The sequence below is a fragment of the Bacillus gaemokensis genome (genome assembly GCF_001590835.1).
GTDB classification, from domain to species: Bacteria; Bacillota; Bacilli; order Bacillales; family Bacillaceae_G; genus Bacillus_A; species Bacillus_A gaemokensis.
Window position 1 is genome coordinate 129,486 of record NZ_LTAQ01000069.1, and the last position, 18,573, is coordinate 148,058.

Genomic DNA, 18,573 nt, shown 5'->3' on the forward strand with positions numbered 1-18,573 from the left:
ATGATGGAAGATGTATTGAAATCTTTGTTTGAAACAATCAGGGAGCGGAAAGTAAGTCCAGTGCCTGAGTCATATACAAATTATTTATTTGCAAAAGGTGAGGATAAAATTTTGAAAAAAATAGGGGAGGAGTGTACAGAGGTTGTAATTGCTGCGAAAAATGATAATAAAGAAGAACTTGTAAAAGAAATGGTCGATGTTTTTTATCACTGCTTTGTTTTGTTAGCTGAAAAAAATATTTCGTTAGAAGATGTGTTAAAGGAAGTGAAATCAAGAGAAGGGAAGTTATCGAAAGCCGGAGAGCGTAAAGAAATTGATACATTATAAGGGGGAGAGAGGATGAAAGTGGATTATCATCTTCATTTAGAAGAGGGACCATATTCAATGCGGTGGTTGACGAGAATAAATGAAGCACTAGCGCATTATAAACCACTCAAAGAAGAAAAGCATTCCATTGAATGGCTTATGAAAACACAAGAACGTTTGCAAAAGCGTGTGCAGGAAGGGCCATTTACAGTGGAATGGATTGATTTATTCTTAGAAGAAGCGCTTCGAAAAGGAATGAAAGAAGTTGGTATTGTTGATCATCTCTATCGCTTTTATGAGGCAAAGGAATATTACGAAAAATATGTAGATATTAGTGAGTCAAAACTCGGTTGCTTGCAGAAAGAATGGTTAAATCAAGTGCGGGTAGCATCGCTTTATGATTTTACAAAGGCGATTCAAGAGGCAAAGGAGCGCTGGAGAAAACGCGGAGTAACACTGCGACTTGGAATTGAAGCGGATTATTTTATTGATGGAGAACGAGAATTGGAAGGGTTATTAGCATTGGGGGATTGGGATTATGTCATTGGTTCTGTCCATTTTATAGATGGATGGGGATTTGATAACCCAGATACGAAAGAATATTTTGAGAGTCATAGTCTACATACACTGTATGATACGTTTTTTGCAACAGTTGAAAAAGCTGTTCGCTCTAGATTATTTGATATTGTAGCGCATCTCGATAATATAAAAGTATTTAATTATCGATTAGATGAAAATAATCAGCTTCCATATTATGAGAAAATTGCAAATGCATTACTTGAAACAGATACAGCTACGGAAGTGAATGCAGGATTATATTATCGTTATCCTGTGCGTGAGGTGTGTCCAAGTCCTCTTTATTTACAAATTTTAGCGCAGCATCAAGTGCCGATTACCCTCTCGTCAGATGCTCATTATCCAAATGATTTAGGAAGGTATATCGAGGAGAATGTGAAAACATTGCGTAATCATGGTATTTCTCATATTGCTACATTTTCCAAACGGATAAGAACGATGCAGTTGCTGGAAGAGGGATCAACAACTATTTCAAAGTAAAAAATGATTTTGTGATGAAAACCTTTCTTTTAGCTCAAAATAAGTAAGCATGACAAAGGAGGGTTTTAAATGGAAAAACAACAAAACAAACAGAATATGAAAGTGACGAATCAGAGTTATACTTCCAAAACGAATGAGGAAGTCGATTCAGTTGTACAAGAGCAAATTAGTGATACAGTAGCAGAAGGTACGATTGATGCAAAGCTTGGAAAACAATCAAGTGAAGAACAATAAGTAAAGAGGGGATGTATGCATCTCCTCTTTATTTGTGGGAAGAAGTGTCGATTTTCAAAACTATAATCAAATTCCTTGGCTTTTTTGACATGGATTTTTTACAATAAAACATATAGAAGTTTTCATTTTCAAATAAAAGAGGTGCTTATTAGTGGCGAAAATATTAGTAGCAGGAAAAATTCCAGAAATCGGATTACAATTATTACAGGGGCATGATGTAGAAGTGTACGATAAAGAAGAATTAACAGAACGTGTAAAGGAAAAAGATGCATTACTAAGTTTACTTTCTACTAAGGTAACAAAAGAGGTCATTGATGCAGCGCCAAATTTAAAAATCATTGCTAACTATGGCGCAGGTTACGATAATATTGATTACACACACGCAGCAGAGAAAGGAATTGCAGTTACAAATACACCAAAAGTGTCCACAGAAGCAACAGCAGAATTAACATTTGCTCTTCTTTTAGCAGTGGCGAGAAGAGTTCCTGAAGGGGATACGTTATGTCGTACGACTGGATTTAATGGGTGGGCACCGTTATTTTTCCTTGGACGAGAAGTATACGGGAAAACAATCGGAGTAATTGGCCTTGGGGAAATTGGAAAAGCAGTTGCAAAACGTGCAAAGGCATTTGGGATGAATGTTATTTATACAGGTCCAAATCGTAAACAAGAAGCTGAATGCGAGTTAGAAGCAATGTATGTAACGTTAGAAGAACTATTACAAACAGCAGACTTTATTACGATTAACTGTGCGTATAGCCCGAGTTTACATCATATGATTGATGAAGAACAATTTAAAATGATGAAGAAAACAGCTTATATTGTAAATGCTGCACGTGGTCCAATTATGAATGAACTAGCACTTGCACATGCGTTAGAAACAAATGAAATTGAAGGTGCAGCTCTAGATGTATTCGAGTTTGAACCGAAAATTACAGAGCGATTAAAAGGATTGAAAAACGTGGTTCTTACTCCGCATGTTGGAAATGCGACGTTTGAAACACGTGATGCAATGGCTGAAATGGCAGTGCGAAATATTTTATCTGTATTAGATGGGGAAGAGGCATTAACGCCTGTGAATCAAAAAATATTGGTAACAAAATAAGAAAAAACCTTCCTACCGAGGAAGGTTTTTTCTTATTTTTCTTTATTTGCTCGTTTTTTATGAGAGGGTCTTTGTCTAATAAATTGAGATGACATATACAAAATATAAAGTGGGATGGCAATAAACAGAAATACAGAAATGTTGCCAAAGCTTGTTCTATACATTGTATAAATAATTCCAATCAAAAATAGTGTAATAATAATACTATAGCGTGGGATTGGTACATCTTTTAAACTTGGGATACGAATGCGACTTACCATTAAAAATGCAAACGTTACAAATACTGTAATGAGAACAATTTTTGGAATGGTATGTGAAAACAATGTTAAGAACGCAACAAGTCCTCCAGCCGCAGTAATGGGAACGCCGGTGAAATATTTCATCGAAGTCGATGAAGGCGTAACATTGAATCTTGCTAAGCGATATGCCCCAAAAAGAGGGAATAGCCCCGCTATGTATAGTCCGATAATCCCATAGTTAGAAAATGATGTATAGTACATTAAAACAGCAGGTGCAGCTCCAAATGTTACAACATCTGCGAGTGAATCAAGCTCTTTTCCCATTTGTGAATCAACACGTAATAAACGAGCAACGCGACCATCAAGACTATCTAACATCATCCCGATTAGTACTAAAATAGCAGCCGACTTATAGTATCCTAAAGATGCATAGCCGATTGATAAAAAACCACTATATAAATTTCCGAGCGTAAATAGGTTTGGAATTGCTGCTCTATACAAAATCTGATCCCTTGCTTTCTGTTATGAATTCTTAATTAGTTTATGAAAGTTTATGTATTTTATCATACCATAAATTTCTTTCTTCGTACGAAAAAATTCCCATTTTGTGAAAGATTTCATAAAGAAAACAGGTGGGGATTGAAAAAATTTTTTCAATCCTTATTGAGTATTAGAATGAACGAATCGGAATTTTATAGTGATTCCTTTTTTGTGTAATTTCTTTCAAAAAATTATAGGTGAATATAGTTGAAAAAGAAGCACCCTCGACTGTTATCATTTGAGGGTGCTTCTTAAATTATTCAAATTTAGTTATCATTGCTCCTGTTTTGTATGAATTACTTGGATCAAATCGTAATAAATCACCATAAATAAGCTTATCAGAGTAATTTAATTCTGTTTTTGCTTTTTCGATATATGGCTGACATATCGCTGAATCAATAGGTTCGCCTGTACTTTTTTTATAGCATATATTTTTTGTGTAAATATAATCGTTTGTTACGAAACTTCCGTCGCGCATCACCATAAGTGGATGGTCATTTTTGGTGAATAAATCAGTTCCAAATTCAATAGATTTATTTGTTTTAACACCAAGTAAATGAAGTAATGTCGGTTTGATATCAATTTGTCCAGACACTTTAGAAATGACTTTTCCTTCTTGACCAGGAACATGAATAATGAGCGGCACACGTTGTAATTGCATAGAATCAAATGGGGTTATGGTTTCTTGTTCAAGAAATTGGGCCATAGCCGCATTGTGATTTTCAGAAATTCCATAATGATCTCCATAAATAACAATAATGGAATTATCGTATAAACCTTCTTCTTTTAATCGGTTAATAAATAGTTTAAGAGCTTCATCTGTATAGCGAACCGTTGGGAAATAACGATTTAAAACACCACTCTCAGAATTGTATTCATTGATATATTGATCTTCTGGGTTGAGAAGAAACGGGAAATGATTTGTTAATGTTATGAATTTCGTATAAAACGGTTGTGGTAAAGATTTCAATTTTGAAATAGATTGTTCAAAGAATTCTTTATCTTTTAATCCCCACCCAACAGACATTTGTTCCGTGCCTATATAATCATTTAAGTTAAAGTAACGGTCATATCCAAGTGCAGGATACATGATATCACGATTCCAAAATGTCTTATCATTTGAATGGAAGACAGCAGAATAATATCCATACTTTTTTAATTGCTCTGGAGTTGCAGTGTATTCATTATTTGCATGAGTAAAGAACACAGAGCCACGGTCTAATGGATAGAGTGAATTTTCGACAATAAATTCAGCGTCGGATGTTTTGCCTTGTCCTGTTTGATGGTAGAAGTTATTAAAGTAATAACTATCTTTTATAAACTCATTTAAAAATGGAGTAATTTCTTTCCCATCAATTTTTTGGTTAATGACAAAATTTTGTGTTGACTCCATCGAAATTAAAATAACATTTTTTCCTTTTGCGGCTCCAAATAAGCTCTTATTACCTTGCGTATCTTTTGAATTTACGTAGTTTTTAATTTCAGAAAAACTATCACCACTTGCAAATACACGCTGAGCAGATGATTTAGACTGAAGTGTAATATCAAATAGATGATAGGTGTATAAACCTAAGTTTTTTACAACAGTTTGACGATCAAAAGAGCGTGAGAACAATTGTGGTTTATGAACGACAGAAACGATAATTTGTAGTGCTAATAGAGCTGTTATACCGCTAAAAAATCTTCGTTTTTCAGAGCGAGATAGCGGCGTGTTCTCACAAAAACTTGGGAATTTCCGTGAAATAAACATTAGAATAATTGCATCTGCAAATAGAAGTAATGTTTTGTACGTAAATAGTTCTTTAATGCTTGTTCCTAAATCAGCCATATTATTCGTTTGGAATAAAACAGGGAATGTGACAAAGTCATTATAGAATCCATAAAACATCGCGTTACCAAATAAAATAAATGACAGCGCAAAACTGATTGCGATAATAATTCGATTTCGATATTTGGATGCGAATAGAGCTAGACCAAAAAATAAGAGTAAGGAAGCGATTGGATTAAATAAAAGCATCATTTCTTCGAAGAAACTATCAATTTTAATATCAAAGGCTAGCTTGTACACAATATATGTTTTGATCCATAATAAAACGACTGCAACAAGTGCAAATCGTAATTTTGGAAACAAATGTTGTAGCATAATAGACTCCTCTCCTAGCTAGATGTGACGGTTCTAGTGATTGTATTTCTAGTGATAGAAAGTTCAATTTATATATACGAACAGCCCTACATTATTATTATACTATGTGTACCATTATACGAAAACAAAGCAGAATTGTGGATGATTTTTGTACAATTGGTTAGAAAAAGCTAAGTAGGAGATAATAAAAAAATATCATGCTAGGATACGGGGGTTATGATGAAAAAGTTATTTTACTTTATATGTAGCGTTTTTGTATTGTTTTCTTCTCCTTCAGTTTTTGCGGCGCAATATGATCCTCCCTTATTGGAGGATGCTCTGTATTCCGTATTATTTCCGCAAATAAATACCGCGATTGAAAAGCATTATGGAAAACAAAAACCATATGATTGTCCAAAGATTGTTAGCATGAAAAAATTGTATAGCGGTACATATTTATTTCAAGCGGTAATTGAAGTCACAAAGTATGAATCAGGAATAGGTGGAAAAATCCTTCCGCCATTTGAAAAAATAAGCATTACGTTTAATAATGATGAGGGGGAATGGACTGTAACAAAGGTAGTTGTAAAGCGCTTACCAGATAATACAAAATTAAATTGCAAAAAACCAATATAAAAAATTGTTTGACAAATAAATTATTCGTTTGGTATTGTTAATAGCAACATAAGATGTTTGAAAATTAAATAGACTTACCTCATCTACTCTCAAAGGTAGAGGCCGCGATAGGAAAGAGTAAGCTGTGGGAGATTCAGTGGAATCTGTGATCATAGATTGAAAGGGACTATTGCCGAAATATAAGAATGACCACGTTATTCATATATTGGGACTACATTGAATAAATGTAGTACTGTCATAAGATTTATTTTATGGAGAGCTATTTGGAGATGTTGATGCGGTTTCTTATTTGAGAAGATAACAACTCGTTTATTTTTTCAATATACATTATTCCTAATAAGAAACGCGTGTGAACATTGTTCCGCGCGTTTTTTGTTTACCTAAAAGCGTGCTGCAATGAATAGACAAAGATTGGGGTTATGAGTTTTAGAGGAAATAAGGGAGGAATTCAAATGTATTTACATGGCACAAGCCGAATTAATGAGCAAGGACACTTAGAAATTGGAGGATGCGATACAACGCAGCTAGCAAAAACATATGGGACACCACTTTATGTATACGATGAAGCTGCCATTCGTGGAAAGTGCCGCGCATTTCATCGTGCTTTCAGCGAAAGTGGGTTCTCTTACCAAGTAGCATATGCAAGCAAGGCGTTCTTGTGCATGGAGATGTGCCGCATAGCTCGTGAAGAAAACATGTCTTTAGATGTTGTTTCTGGAGGAGAGCTATATACAGCTTTGCAAGCAGGTTTTCCAGCATCGCGTATTCACTTTCATGGAAACAACAAAACAGAAGAAGAGATGGTAATGGCTTTGCAAGCGAATATTGGTTGTTTTGTAGTTGATAACTTTTTTGAGTTAGAAGTCTTGCACGATTTAGCTATGCAGTACGGAAAAATTGTCAACATATTAGTTCGTGTAACGCCTGGAGTAGAGGCACATACACATGAATATATTACAACAGGGCAAGATGATTCGAAATTTGGTTTTGGAGTTTCGAATGGCCAGGCAATACAGGCCATTCAAATTGCGTTAGAGAAATCGAATTATAATGTGTTAGGGATTCATTCACATATTGGCTCGCAAATTTTTGAAACGGCAGGGTTTGTACGTGCGATTGAAGTCTTGCATCATTTTTTAGAAGAGATAAGAGAACAGACTAGTTATGTAGTAACGGTGTTAAATGTTGGTGGAGGTTTTGGTATTCGCTATACGGAATCTGATACACCACTTACACTTGAAACATATGTGCATGCTGTAACGAATGCGGTGAGAGACCAATTTACACGAAATAATTATCCGCTTCCTGAAATATGGATTGAACCTGGTCGTAGTATTGTCGGTGACACAGGAACAACAATTTATACAGTAGGAGCAGTAAAAGATATTCCGGGAATTCGTAAGTATGTTTCAGTCGATGGTGGAATGACGGATAATCTAAGACCTGCTTTATACGGAGCGCGTTATGAAGCGATGTTAGCAAATCGAGGTAATGAAGAAGCAAAAGAGGTTGTTTCGATTGCTGGAAAGTGTTGTGAGAGCGGGGATATGTTGATTTGGGATATCGAACTTCCTCAAATTCATGCAGCTGATCTGTTGGCAGTATCTTGTACGGGGGCATATGGATATTCTATGGCGAATAATTATAACCGTATTCGTAGACCTGCTGTCGTATTTGCGAAAGAGGGAACATCGCAAGTGGTTGTTGAACGAGAAACATATGAAAATATAATTGGGAACGATCGCATACGTATAAAAGAGCTTGTATAAATGATAAAGTGAAATGTTAATCCGCGGGATCAAAAGGAGTTGTTCAAATCTGGGCAACTCCTTTAAAAAAAATAAAAAAATATAAAATATATCGGAAAACTAGGATTGAAAAAAATCAGAATTGTGGTAAAATACAAATACAAAGCTTATCAAGAGAAGCGAAGGGAACTGGCCCGATGAAGCTCGGCAACCTGCTTATAGAAGCAAGGTGCTAAATCCAGCAAAATGGCATCCATTTTGGAAGATAAGGTAAAATATATTACCGGACAGTCTTTTCGAAATGGAAAAGATTTTTTTTATGAATGAAAAAGGGGGGCTGTTCGTGGGAGTGCGTGGACATTTTGACGAAGTAGCTGAGAAGATTCAAACAATGCTTGCTGATATGAAATATGGTTCAATTACAATTGTGGTACAAGATGGAAAAGTAATTCAGCTTGAGAAAAGTGAAAAGGTACGCTTAAAGTAAAAAGCGCTGACTAGAAAAACTAGAGGCGGTTTTAATCTATTTTATTAGATTAAAACCGTCTTTTTACGTTACAGGGGGAAAGAGAATGTTAACGTATGAAACGTGGAAAGAGGATTTTGTTTCTTTTTCAGAGGAAGATGAAACAAAAGGTGCGTTACTGGTATTAGAGTGGGCTTACAAGGAGTATGGAGATGAAATTGTATATGCATGTAGTTTTGGGGTTGAAGGGATGGTTTTGTTACATCTTATAAACCAAGTAAATCCATCTGCTAAAGTTGTATTTTTAGATACAAATGTTCATTTTCAGGAAACGTATGACTTAATTAGGCGAGTGCGTGAAAGGTTTACGAAGTTAGACATTATGGAAAAACAGCCTGGGCTGACACTTGAAGAACAAGCAAAAGAGTATGGAGATCGTTTATGGGAACATAATCCGAACCTTTGCTGTAAGTTAAGAAAAATTTTGCCCCTTGAAAAATCCTTATTGGATGGAAAAGCGTGGATATCAGGTTTAAGAAGGGAACAATCTGAAACGCGTAAGCATACAAAGTTTATAAATCAAGATCATCGCTTCCAATCTATTAAAATATGTCCGCTCATTCATTGGACATGGAAAGAGGTATGGCGTTACGTATATAAACATAATTTGCCATATAATCCATTGCACGACGTTGGCTATCCAAGTATTGGTTGTGAAAAGTGTACGTTACCTGTAGGAGAAGATGGAAATTCAAGGGACGGACGATGGGCTGGAAAGACGAAAACAGAATGTGGCCTTCATTACCAATAAGGCTTTGATTGATTTTAAATACATGTGAAAGAGGCGTACAGGAAGATGAGTGAAATAAATGCTTTGATAAATCGTGTTGATGAAACATATGAAACAAAAGGTATCGCAAAGGAAATTGAATTAGACAAAATTGCTTTAAGTGATTTAGAACTTCTTGCAACAGGCGGTTATAGCCCCCTTACAGGTTTTTTAAAGAAGAAAGATTACCAATCTGTTGTAGAAACAATGCGTTTAGCAAACGGTAGTGTATGGAGTATACCTATTACACTACCAATAACAGAAGAAAAGGCGGAGCAATTAGAAATTGGAGAAGAGGCTCGTCTTGTAAAAGAAGGAATCACATATGGTGTTATTCAAATAGAAGATATTTTTATACCGGATAAGGAAAAGGAAGCGTTACTTGTTTATAAAACTATAGATGCAGCTCATCCAGGAGTTAAGAAGCTATATGAGCGACCTAATGTGTATATTGGAGGAATAATCATGCTGGTGAAGCGGTTTGAAAATGATAAGTTTGCTTCTTACCATTTAGATCCAAGCGAAACACGTGCAGCGTTTGCAAATCGTGGTTGGAAGACAGTAGTAGGTTTTCAAACGAGAAATCCTGTTCATCGTGCTCATGAGTACATTCAAAAATCTGCACTTGAAATTGTGGATGGTTTATTTTTAAATCCACTTGTCGGTGAAACGAAATCAGATGATATTCCTGCTGATGTACGGATGGAAAGCTATGAAGTGCTTTTGAAAAATTATTATCCGAGTAATCGTGTCTTTTTGGGAGTATTTCCCGCTGCGATGCGTTATGCAGGACCTCGTGAGGCGATATTTCACGCACTGGTCAGAAAAAACTTTGGTTGTACGCACTTCATTGTAGGCCGTGATCATGCTGGGGTAGGAAATTATTATGGTACGTACGAAGCGCAGGAAATCTTTAAGAACTTTACAGTAGAAGAGTTAGGGATTACACCACTCTTTTTTGAACATAGTTTTTACTGTACGAAATGTGAAGCAATGGCTTCAACGAAAACATGTCCACATGGAAAAGAAGATCATGTCATTTTATCAGGTACAAAGGTACGAGAAATGCTGCGAAATGGTGAGATTCCGCCAAGTACATTTAGCCGTAAAGAAGTTGTAGAAGTATTAATTCATGGTTTGCAACAAGAAGCAGTAATAGAATAAGGGGCGAAGAAGATGGATACAAATATCACTTGGCATACAGCGTCGGTTTCGAAAGAGGAAAGACGAAAAAAGAGTGGTCACCACAGTTTTGTTCTTTGGTTCACCGGGTTGTCAGCTTCTGGAAAATCAACGGTAGCAAATGCGGTTGCCAGAAAGTTGTTTGAAAAAAATATAGGGAATTATGTATTAGATGGTGATAATATCCGTCATGGTTTAAATAAGGATTTAGGTTTTTCTGAAAGTGATCGTACAGAAAATATTCGCCGTATTGGTGAGGTTTCAAAGTTGTTTATCGAACAAGGGACAATTGTACTTACAGCATTTATTTCACCGTTTCGCGTGGATCGTCAGCAAGTACGGGATATCCTTGAAAACGATGAATTTATAGAAGTGTTTGTAAAGTGTCCGATTGAAGAGTGCGAGAAGCGTGACCCGAAAGGGCTTTATAAAAAAGCTAGACAAGGTGATATTAAGCAATTTACAGGAATTGATTCACCATACGAAGAACCGGAAAAAGCAGAAGTGGTTGTAGAAACGCATCTGTATTCCATTGAAGAATGTGCGGAACAAATTATTGGTTACTTACAAGAACGCAGCTTGATATAGGGGGAAATGAATGATGAGTTATGAAAAAGTGTGGGCAAGTAATGAAAAGTTAAATCCAACAGAGAAGAAAAAATTAGAAAAAGATGGCCTAGAGATTTTTAAAGATATTCCTTATTACGCTGAGCATGGATTTGATTCTATCCCAAAAGAAGAGTGGGATTCATTTAAATGGGCGGGGTTATATTTACAGAGACCAAAAGAAGCAGGGTATTTTATGATGCGTGTGAATATTCCGTCTGGAATTATTACAAATGAACAAGCTGAAGTGCTCGCATCAATTGCTGAAGATTATGGGCGTGACGTATTAGATATTACAACGCGACAAGCGATTCAATTTCATTGGTTAGAAATTGGGCAAATTCCAGATATTTTTAAAAGATTAGAGAAGGTAGGGTTATCTTCAGCTGGTGCGTGTGGAGATATCACGAGGAATATTATTGGGAATCCTCTTGCTGGTATTGATGGTGATGAACTCTTTGATACAGCGCCTATTGTCAAAGATATATATGAGTTCTTTCAACATAATGAAGAATTCTCAAATTTACCTCGGAAATTTAAAATGTCAATTAGCACAAATGTATACAATGCAGCAAATGCTGAAATTAACTGTGCTGCCTTTATTCCTGCTATCAAAGAAATTGATGGGAAGAGAGTAGAAGGCTTTCATTTACGCGTAGGAGGCGGATTGTCTGCAAGGCCTTATTTGGCACAAGAGTTAGATTTATTCATACTTCCTGAGCAAGTGAAATCAGTAGCAATTGCAATTGCTACAGTCTTCCGTGATTTTGGATATCGCGAAAAACGACATTTAGCACGCTTGAAATTTTTGGTGGCCGATTGGGGACCAGAAAAATTCAAAGAAAAATTATTAGCATATACAGAGCCTTTACATGCGAAAGGAAAAGATGCTTTAAAAGGATGGAATGCAGGTTATTTCTACGGCGTTCATAAACAAAAACAAGGTGATTTATCATACGTAGGATTTAATGTACCTGTTGGTCGCTTGCATTCCCAGGAGTTTTTTGAAATTGCTAGAATTGCAAAACAATATGGAAATGGGGAAATTCGTACGTGTAACTCGCAGAATTTCATTATTCCGAATATTCCGGAAGATAATATAGAAGGGTTGTTAAAAGAACCATTATTTGAATCTATTTCTGCAAGCCCAAAATCTTTCATAGGATATGCGGTATCATGCACAGGGATTGAGTATTGTAACCTGGCATTAGTAGAAACGAAAGAAAGATTGCGTAATATTGCGGATTATTTAGATACACAGCTTGTTCTAGATGTTCCAGTTCGTATTCATATGGTAGGGTGTCCAAATTCATGTGGGCAACGGCAAATCGCAGATATTGGTTTGCAAGGTGTGAAACTGAAAACAAAGGAAAAGGGAATTGTAGAGGCTTTTGAAATATATGTAGGTGGCACATTGCTAGACGGCGGTACTTATAACCAAAAGTTAAAAGGGAAAATTGATGGGGCGGACTTGCCGAATGTTCTTGCAGCGTTTTTAACGCACTTTAAAGAACATAAACTGCCAGCTGAAACATTTTATGAATTTGTAGGACGCATTGGGATAGAAGATTTACAAGTAGCGTTAAATCATATTTTAGAAGAAGTGATTGCATCTTAGGAGGGAACAATATGGACTTATATCGTTTTGAAGCTGTATTAGCAAATGGCATTGTTCCTGTAGTTGTCGTTGCGCAAAGTGAAGAACAAGCATTCAGGTTGGTTGAAGTAGAACTAGAGAAGTATTTTTTACCGTTACCAGAAGTTAAAGAAATATCTCTCTATGAAAAAAAGAAGATTCGAAAAGGAGCGGCATTTGTAATTCATGAACAGGAAACATTGTAATACGAAATGACGCCAATTTGAATAGGGACTTCTATTCGTAATAGGAATGGAAGTTTCACTTTATAGTAGAAATGAGGAGAGATGATGGGAAAAGTATATATCGTTGGGGCAGGACCGGGGGATCCGGATCTGATTTCTGTTAAAGGAGTAAAGTGCATTGAGAAGGCGGATGTGATTTTATATGATCGACTTGTAAATAAAGAATTGCTCGCCTATGCGAAGCCAGATGCAGATTTAATTTATTGTGGGAAGCTACCAAATTACCATACGATGAAGCAAGAAACCATTCATGCCTTTCTCGTTAAATATGCAAAGAAAGGAAAAGTTGTAACGAGATTGAAAGGCGGAGATCCATTTGTATTTGGAAGAGGTGGTGAGGAAGCTGAAGCGTTAGCAAAACATGGCATTCCTTTTGAAATTGTACCTGGTATTACAGCTGGAATAGCTGCTTCTGCTTATGCTGGTATTCCTGTAACACATCGAGACGCAAGTGCAAGCTTTGCTGTTGTGACAGGGCACCGGAAAGAAGGTACTGAGGAAGAAGTGAAATGGGAGAACTTGGCGAAGGGTGTCGATACACTTGCGGTGTATATGGGAGTCAGTAATCTGCCTTATATATGTGAACAGCTTTTAAAATATGGGAAGAAAGAGGATACACCAGCTGCTATTATTGAGTGGGGGACCACTTCATTACAGCGCACGGTTACAGGTACACTAGGGACAATTGTAGCAATTGCTAAAAATGAACAGATCCAAAATCCGAGTATGATTGTAATTGGAGAAGTTGTTCGTTTCCGGGAAAAAATTCATTGGTTTGAACAGCAAACAGAAAATGAGTATCCAGTAAGCGGAGTGTTATAAAATGAAGGCCGTGTTATATGTATGTCATGGAAGTAGGCTGCGAGCAGCGAAAGAGGAAGCGATAAGTTTTATTGCTTCTTGTATGGACCGTGTATCAGCTCTTATTCAAGAATTTTGTTTTTTAGAGTTGACGAGCCCTTCTATAGAAGAGGGGTTTGCTACGTGTGTGAAACGAGGAGCAACTGAGATTATTGTTATTCCGGTCTTTTTGTTAGCAGCTGGACATGTGAAAGAAGATATCCCGTATGAACTAGAAAAACTGAAAAAGAAATATCCTAATGTTGGGGTTGATTATGGAAATCCGTTTGGGGTTTCCGATACTCTTGTATCGGCTGCTTATAAAGGAAGTAGTGTTCAAGAGTATGAAAAAGAAGTAACTATTTTGCTGGTTGCAAGGGGCAGTAGTGATCCTGAAACGTTGCGAGATATTAAATATATAGCTGCTTTATTTGAAAAGAAAGAGAAAATTAGAAAAGTGGAAGTGTGTTACTTAGCGGCGGTAGAGCCGAAATTTGAAGAAAAGTTACAAGAAGTTGTAGAACGCAAAGAGGAGAATGTGGTCATTCTACCTTATTTATTATTTACAGGATTATTAATGAAACATATCGAGAAGGAAGTACGTGGATACCGGTCAACAGATATAACCATCGCACCTTATTTAGGACAGAATGGTGCATTTCAAGAGGTGTTAATTCAGCGAACAGAAGAAATATTAAGGGGAGATGAGTATGTATCCACTTACAGTGAGAATTGAAAAGAAACGTGTTGTGGTTATTGGTGGAGGGAAAGTGGCAGGATTTAAAATTATTCCGTTATTAAAAGAGGGGGCAAATATAGTTGTAGTGAGCCGTGAATTAGATGCGAGTTTAGTGAGACTTGTTGAATCTAAGCGGATTCGTTGGTATCAAAAAGAGTATGAACAAGGTGATTTAGAAGATGCTTTTTTAGTAGTAGCAGCTACAAGTGATCCGGTATTGAATGAAAAGATTGCAAAAGATGCATCTTTAAACCAGCTGGTTAATGTAATTACGAATCCGGAGATTGGTAATGTTCATTTTCCAGCGGCTATTCATCGTGGGAAGCTCAATGTGGCAGTTTCTACTGGCGGAGCAAGCCCAAAGCTTGCGAAAAAAATTCGTGATGATATTGCAGTAAAATATGATGAGACATATGAAGGGTATCTTGATTTTTTATATGAAGTGCGAATGAAAGTGAGGCAATTAAAAATAGAAAAAAAACAACAAAATATTTTATTGCAAGAAGTGTTAAAGACTATGTATGTTCAAAATCCGGAAAAAAGGGATATGTTTTTACAAGAATTAGATGAAAGAGTACATATGGGGTAGAGGGCATATATGTAATAACGGTAGCGTGAAATGTAAAATAAATTCCTCTTTACAAATATAGCAATCTACTCTATAATCACAAGTAACTTCAATATATGAAATCGATGAGCAAGAAGAGTACGTGTATTTGATGCGTTCAGAGAGCTGGGGAAAGGTGTGAGCCCGGTACGATAAAATATACAGAATGGGCTTGCGAGAGGTATGCTGAACAGATTAGTAGGCAACCCGGGTTCCGCCGTTAAAAGGATAGGGTATCGGAATGTTTCCTGTACCTGAACAAGTGGGATTTTTTAATCCAATTGAGGTGGTACCACGGTATTCTATTACATATATCGTCCTCTACATGCATAGTAGCGTGTAGGGGACTTTTTTATTTTCTAAAGGAGGTGTGCGAGTATGAAATGAAAGTGTATAATCGAGAGAAGTGAAAATATTCAGAAAAGGAGAATTTATAATGAAAGAAACACAGCAATGGACGTCGAAAATTGGTTTTGTACTCGCAGCAGCTGGAGCCGCAGTAGGACTTGGAGCAATATGGAAGTTTCCGTATGTTGCAGGTAGTGGAGGGGGAGGAGCGTTTTTTCTAGTCTTCTTATTGTTAACTTTATTTATTGGTATGCCTCTTCTTTTAGCGGAGTTTGTTATTGGGCGTAGTACACAAAAAGAAGCGGTTACTGCATATAAATTGTTAGTACCAAATAGTAAAGTATATCCATGGATTGGTCGTATGGGGGTTGTCACTTGTTTTAGTGTACTATCCTTTTACAGTGTAGTAGGTGGATGGATTATATTATATTTATATTATAGTGTGACAGGTAACTTCTGGAGCGAGGGAATGGAATACGGAAAAGTGTTTGAACAAACAATTTCAAATCCAGCAAGCGCAGTTGGGGCGCAGTTAATCTTTATGCTTTGTACCATTTTTGTTGTAAGTAAAGGTGTAGAAAAAGGGATTGAAAAGGCAAGTAAATATATGATGCCGTTATTATTTATTTTGTTTATTACTATTATTATTCGTGCTCTTACACTTGATGGTGCATGGGCTGGTGTAGAGTTTTTCTTAAAACCAGATTTTTCAAAGTTAACAGCAGATAATATTTTGTATGCGATGGGACAATCTTTCTTCTCGCTAACGGTAGGAGCTTCGGTAATGGTAACATACAGCTCATATTTAAAGAAAGAAGAACATTTAGCGAAATCAGCTACATCAATTGTGAGCTTAACAATTTTTATTACAGTGCTTGCGGGATTAGCGATTTTCCCGGCAGTCTTTGCGCTAGGGGTTAAACCGACAGATGGACCTGGGTTATTGTTCATTATTCTGCCAGCTGTATTTGCCAAAATACCACTTGGACAATTTTTCTTTATTATGTTTTTAATTCTCTTCTTCTTTGCAACGTTAACTTCTGCAATTTCAATGCTTGAAATTGTTGTTGCTTCTGTGGCAAAAGGTAATGAGAAAAAACGTCCTTCCGCATCATTTATCATTGGATTACTAATTTTCGCGGTTGGAATTCCAGCAGCATTATCGTTTGGGGTTATGAGTGATGTGAAAATATTCGGAAAGACATTTTTTGACTTAGTGGATTTTGCAGTAAGTAATGTATTGCTTCCATTAGGAGTATTAGCAATTTCGTTATTCGTACCGAATAAAATGAGTAAGGATTTATTAATGAAAGAATTAGAAGTAACAGAAACAAAAGGGAAAACATTATTTAATGTGTGGTTTTTCTTACTGCGCTATATTATTCCCGTAACAGTAGTAATCGTATTTTTAAATGCAATTGGTGTGTTTAAGATGTTTGTAAAATAAAAAGGCGAGGGGGATTCCTTGTCTTTTTTATTTTATCTTGTCAATGAGAGCTTTTATGGCTATCGAAATGAATTTGTTTATGTGTCTTCCACCGGATGAATAGGTATTTTGTTTCAGGTTATGTAAAATGCCTACAAAGTGTTAAAAAACTGGATATAAATAAAAAACTCGGTATGAACCGAGTTTTTATAATCCTATATAAGAAGAAGGATCAACTGCATTTGTCTTACCTACATTCCATTCCCCGATATGAAGCTCAAAATGTAAATGTTGTCCGAAAGATTGTCCGGTATTCCCCATAAATCCTAATTGCTGACCTTGCTGTACAGTTTGTCCATTAGATACAGAGAGGCTACTCATATGAGCATATACTGTTGTATAAGTTTTGCCATTTATGCGATGTGACAGATATACAACATTCCCATAACTAGACGATAGCTCAGAACGAATAACAACGCCATCGGCAGCTGCTATAATTGGAACGGTTCCCGAAGCTGCAATATCGATGCCTTTATGATTATCTAAGGAACGGGTGCCAAATCCAGAAGTTTTTGAGCCAGCTGCAGGCTTGATGAAACCACCTTTGTTTGTATCTTGCGTAGTTGGTGAAACTTCTTTTATAGAAGTTGTAGTTGTTTGTGAAGTTTGTTTTTGTGCTTCTGCAGCTTTACGTGCTTCTTCGGCTTTGCGCGCTTCTTCGGCTTTGCGTGCTTCTTCAGCTCTCTTTTCTTCTTCGATTGCTTTTTGAACCGCTTGGCGTTGGTTTTCTAGAATGTTTTTGGATTCTTCTAGTCCGTCAATCTCTGAATCTACTTTCAATACTTTACCGTGCAAATCGTTAATTAGAGTTTGTTGCTGCTCATGATTTGTCTGTAGTTCTTGTTGTTTTTGTTCTAACTTTTGTTCGGATTCTTTCAGTTGTTGTTCTTTCTTTTCAATAGCTTCTTTTTCTTTTTTTACAGTTTCTTGATCATTTGTTTGTTTTTTTACGATATCGGTATCGTTATTTAAAATTAAATTAACAGAATACATATTTTCAACAAGATCCGCAATATTATTTGAGCTTGCTAATACTTCTGTAATAATGTTTGTTCGCGGTTTTTCTTGCATAGATTGTAATCGTTGTTTAATAACATCTTGACGTGTGTCGATATTTGTTTGTAATTGTTCGATATGCTTTTTTTTCTCAGCAATTATTTGTTGCGTTTTGCTAATTTCTTTTTTTGTAGTATTTAAATCAGCTTCATTTTTATTAATAGAAGTTGTTAATTCATCAATCTTTTTCTGTAAATCTTGTATCTCTTTTTCCATCTGTTCTTTTTCTGCTGATTTATTATGTAATTCTTGTTGATTACCTTCTAGTTCAGATTGGATATTAGATAATTTATCTTGACTTGTTTCTGCGTATGCTGGTGATAGCAATGGAGAAACAAAAATAGTGCCTGCTGCTAAGACGCTGAAAGTGAGTTTCTTTTTCATAGTTGTCTAGCTCCTTTCCCTTATGAAGTATATATCATAGTTGGAAGAATACCTATTGTTGTAACCATAATGTAAAGAAAGTTTTATAAATGTACTATGAATTGTCGGGAATGAGGTAAATTTTGTATATTATGTCGTTTGATGTTATAGAAATGATATAGAG

General features: G+C 36.1%; 19 protein-coding genes, 2 riboswitches and 1 other annotated feature. Of the genes, 16 read left to right on the forward strand and 3 right to left on the reverse strand.

The genetic code is table 11. The features are described 5' to 3' along the window. The first annotated feature begins 3 nt into the window (after nucleotides 1-3). The 4 genes from hisE (at nucleotide 4) to AZF08_RS26785 (ending at nucleotide 2,701) form a co-directional block, all read left to right on the forward strand. Nucleotides 4-327 (forward strand): phosphoribosyl-ATP diphosphatase, encoded by a 324-nt coding sequence (gene hisE, locus AZF08_RS26770; protein ID WP_033675238.1) that lies wholly within the window; start codon nucleotides 4-6, stop codon nucleotides 325-327. A 12-nt stretch (nucleotides 328-339) separates the two neighbouring features. Next, a complete protein-coding gene (locus AZF08_RS26775) occupies nucleotides 340-1,362 on the forward strand; it encodes a histidinol phosphate phosphatase domain-containing protein (protein WP_033675240.1) in 1,023 nt (340 codons plus the stop codon). Between the two features lie 69 nt (nucleotides 1,363-1,431). Next, complete coding sequence (locus tag AZF08_RS26780; RefSeq protein ID WP_063177412.1) at nucleotides 1,432-1,596, forward strand: DUF4025 domain-containing protein; 165 nt, start codon at nucleotides 1,432-1,434, stop codon at nucleotides 1,594-1,596. A gap of 151 nt (nucleotides 1,597-1,747) precedes the next feature. Continuing rightward, nucleotides 1,748-2,701, forward strand: a complete 954-nt coding sequence (locus AZF08_RS26785) for a 2-hydroxyacid dehydrogenase family protein (RefSeq protein WP_033675241.1) — start codon at nucleotides 1,748-1,750, stop codon at nucleotides 2,699-2,701. Nucleotides 2,702-2,733: 32 nt separating this feature from the next. Here the strand turns inward: AZF08_RS26785 and pssA are convergent, their stop codons facing one another. Both pssA and AZF08_RS26795 read right to left on the reverse strand, forming a co-directional pair. Beyond that, on the reverse strand, nucleotides 2,734-3,441 hold the full coding sequence (pssA, locus tag AZF08_RS26790; RefSeq protein ID WP_033675242.1) for a CDP-diacylglycerol--serine O-phosphatidyltransferase: 708 nt from the start codon (nucleotides 3,439-3,441) through the stop codon (nucleotides 2,734-2,736). 295 nt (nucleotides 3,442-3,736) lie between these two features. Continuing rightward, nucleotides 3,737-5,623 carry an LTA synthase family protein gene (locus AZF08_RS26795; RefSeq protein WP_033675243.1) on the reverse strand — a complete coding sequence of 629 codons (1,887 nt, stop codon included), beginning with the start codon at nucleotides 5,621-5,623 and terminating at the stop codon, nucleotides 3,737-3,739. Between the two features lie 219 nt (nucleotides 5,624-5,842). On the opposite strand from AZF08_RS26795, the gene AZF08_RS26800 reads away from it, so the two are divergent. The 12 genes from AZF08_RS26800 to AZF08_RS26855 all read left to right on the forward strand — a co-directional run bounded on the left by AZF08_RS26800 (nucleotide 5,843) and on the right by AZF08_RS26855 (nucleotide 16,931). After that, nucleotides 5,843-6,238 (forward strand): DUF3888 domain-containing protein, encoded by a 396-nt coding sequence (locus AZF08_RS26800; protein ID WP_033675244.1) that lies wholly within the window; start codon nucleotides 5,843-5,845, stop codon nucleotides 6,236-6,238. Between the two features lie 88 nt (nucleotides 6,239-6,326). Further along, a riboswitch (Lysine riboswitch) is annotated at nucleotides 6,327-6,508 on the forward strand. A 182-nt stretch (nucleotides 6,509-6,690) separates the two neighbouring features. Then, entirely contained in the window at nucleotides 6,691-8,007 is a 1,317-nt protein-coding gene (lysA, locus tag AZF08_RS26805) for a diaminopimelate decarboxylase (RefSeq protein WP_033675245.1), read from the forward strand. 143 nt (nucleotides 8,008-8,150) lie between these two features. Beyond that, a riboswitch (SAM riboswitch) is annotated at nucleotides 8,151-8,258 on the forward strand. A gap of 71 nt (nucleotides 8,259-8,329) precedes the next feature. After that, a complete protein-coding gene (locus AZF08_RS26810; RefSeq protein ID WP_003196202.1) occupies nucleotides 8,330-8,473 on the forward strand; it encodes a YezD family protein in 144 nt (47 codons plus the stop codon). 85 nt (nucleotides 8,474-8,558) lie between these two features. Then, complete coding sequence (locus AZF08_RS26815; RefSeq protein WP_033675246.1) at nucleotides 8,559-9,263, forward strand: phosphoadenylyl-sulfate reductase; 705 nt, start codon at nucleotides 8,559-8,561, stop codon at nucleotides 9,261-9,263. Nucleotides 9,264-9,308: 45 nt separating this feature from the next. Next, entirely contained in the window at nucleotides 9,309-10,445 is a 1,137-nt protein-coding gene (sat, locus tag AZF08_RS26820; RefSeq protein WP_033675247.1) for a sulfate adenylyltransferase, read from the forward strand. Between the two features lie 12 nt (nucleotides 10,446-10,457). Continuing rightward, nucleotides 10,458-11,051 carry an adenylyl-sulfate kinase gene (cysC, locus tag AZF08_RS26825; RefSeq protein WP_033675248.1) on the forward strand — a complete coding sequence of 198 codons (594 nt, stop codon included), beginning with the start codon at nucleotides 10,458-10,460 and terminating at the stop codon, nucleotides 11,049-11,051. Between the two features lie 13 nt (nucleotides 11,052-11,064). Next, nucleotides 11,065-12,687 (forward strand): nitrite/sulfite reductase, encoded by a 1,623-nt coding sequence (locus AZF08_RS26830; RefSeq protein ID WP_033675323.1) that lies wholly within the window; start codon nucleotides 11,065-11,067, stop codon nucleotides 12,685-12,687. A gap of 11 nt (nucleotides 12,688-12,698) precedes the next feature. Continuing rightward, nucleotides 12,699-12,911 carry a DUF3906 family protein gene (locus AZF08_RS26835; RefSeq protein ID WP_033675249.1) on the forward strand — a complete coding sequence of 71 codons (213 nt, stop codon included), beginning with the start codon at nucleotides 12,699-12,701 and terminating at the stop codon, nucleotides 12,909-12,911. 84 nt (nucleotides 12,912-12,995) lie between these two features. After that, nucleotides 12,996-13,772 carry a uroporphyrinogen-III C-methyltransferase gene (gene cobA / locus AZF08_RS26840; protein WP_033675250.1) on the forward strand — a complete coding sequence of 259 codons (777 nt, stop codon included), beginning with the start codon at nucleotides 12,996-12,998 and terminating at the stop codon, nucleotides 13,770-13,772. Nucleotide 13,773: 1 nt separating this feature from the next. Further along, nucleotides 13,774-14,526: a sirohydrochlorin chelatase gene (locus AZF08_RS26845; protein ID WP_033675251.1), complete on the forward strand. Its 753-nt coding sequence runs from the start codon at nucleotides 13,774-13,776 to the stop codon at nucleotides 14,524-14,526. Beyond that, nucleotides 14,501-15,118, forward strand: coding sequence for an NAD(P)-binding protein (locus tag AZF08_RS26850; protein ID WP_033675252.1), 618 nt, complete (start codon nucleotides 14,501-14,503; stop codon nucleotides 15,116-15,118). The genes AZF08_RS26845 and AZF08_RS26850 overlap by 26 nt, the downstream gene beginning before the upstream one ends. A gap of 95 nt (nucleotides 15,119-15,213) precedes the next feature. Then, nucleotides 15,214-15,461, forward strand: a binding site (T-box leader). Nucleotides 15,462-15,572: 111 nt separating this feature from the next. Further along, nucleotides 15,573-16,931 (forward strand): sodium-dependent transporter, encoded by a 1,359-nt coding sequence (locus tag AZF08_RS26855; protein WP_033675253.1) that lies wholly within the window; start codon nucleotides 15,573-15,575, stop codon nucleotides 16,929-16,931. Between the two features lie 186 nt (nucleotides 16,932-17,117). Here AZF08_RS26855 and AZF08_RS26860 read toward each other — a convergent pair whose 3' ends face one another. Then, nucleotides 17,118-18,410: a murein hydrolase activator EnvC family protein gene (locus tag AZF08_RS26860; RefSeq protein ID WP_033675254.1), complete on the reverse strand. Its 1,293-nt coding sequence runs from the start codon at nucleotides 18,408-18,410 to the stop codon at nucleotides 17,118-17,120. Nucleotides 18,411-18,573: the final 163 nt, after the last annotated feature.

Coding starts and splice junctions, on each gene's coding strand:
- hisE (WP_033675238.1), top strand. CDS start 4: ATGGAAGATGTATTGAAATCTTTGTTTGAAACAATCAGGGAGCGGAAA.
- AZF08_RS26775 (WP_033675240.1), top strand. CDS start 340: ATGAAAGTGGATTATCATCTTCATTTAGAAGAGGGACCATATTCAATG.
- AZF08_RS26780 (WP_063177412.1), top strand. CDS start 1,432: ATGGAAAAACAACAAAACAAACAGAATATGAAAGTGACGAATCAGAGT.
- AZF08_RS26795 (WP_033675243.1), bottom strand. CDS start 5,623: ATGCTACAACATTTGTTTCCAAAATTACGATTTGCACTTGTTGCAGTC.
- AZF08_RS26800 (WP_033675244.1), top strand. CDS start 5,843: ATGAAAAAGTTATTTTACTTTATATGTAGCGTTTTTGTATTGTTTTCT.
- lysA (WP_033675245.1), top strand. CDS start 6,691: ATGTATTTACATGGCACAAGCCGAATTAATGAGCAAGGACACTTAGAA.
- AZF08_RS26815 (WP_033675246.1), top strand. CDS start 8,559: ATGTTAACGTATGAAACGTGGAAAGAGGATTTTGTTTCTTTTTCAGAG.
- sat (WP_033675247.1), top strand. CDS start 9,309: ATGAGTGAAATAAATGCTTTGATAAATCGTGTTGATGAAACATATGAA.
- cysC (WP_033675248.1), top strand. CDS start 10,458: ATGGATACAAATATCACTTGGCATACAGCGTCGGTTTCGAAAGAGGAA.
- AZF08_RS26830 (WP_033675323.1), top strand. CDS start 11,065: ATGAGTTATGAAAAAGTGTGGGCAAGTAATGAAAAGTTAAATCCAACA.
- AZF08_RS26835 (WP_033675249.1), top strand. CDS start 12,699: ATGGACTTATATCGTTTTGAAGCTGTATTAGCAAATGGCATTGTTCCT.
- cobA (WP_033675250.1), top strand. CDS start 12,996: ATGGGAAAAGTATATATCGTTGGGGCAGGACCGGGGGATCCGGATCTG.
- AZF08_RS26845 (WP_033675251.1), top strand. CDS start 13,774: ATGAAGGCCGTGTTATATGTATGTCATGGAAGTAGGCTGCGAGCAGCG.
- AZF08_RS26850 (WP_033675252.1), top strand. CDS start 14,501: ATGTATCCACTTACAGTGAGAATTGAAAAGAAACGTGTTGTGGTTATT.
- AZF08_RS26855 (WP_033675253.1), top strand. CDS start 15,573: ATGAAAGAAACACAGCAATGGACGTCGAAAATTGGTTTTGTACTCGCA.
- AZF08_RS26860 (WP_033675254.1), bottom strand. CDS start 18,410: ATGAAAAAGAAACTCACTTTCAGCGTCTTAGCAGCAGGCACTATTTTT.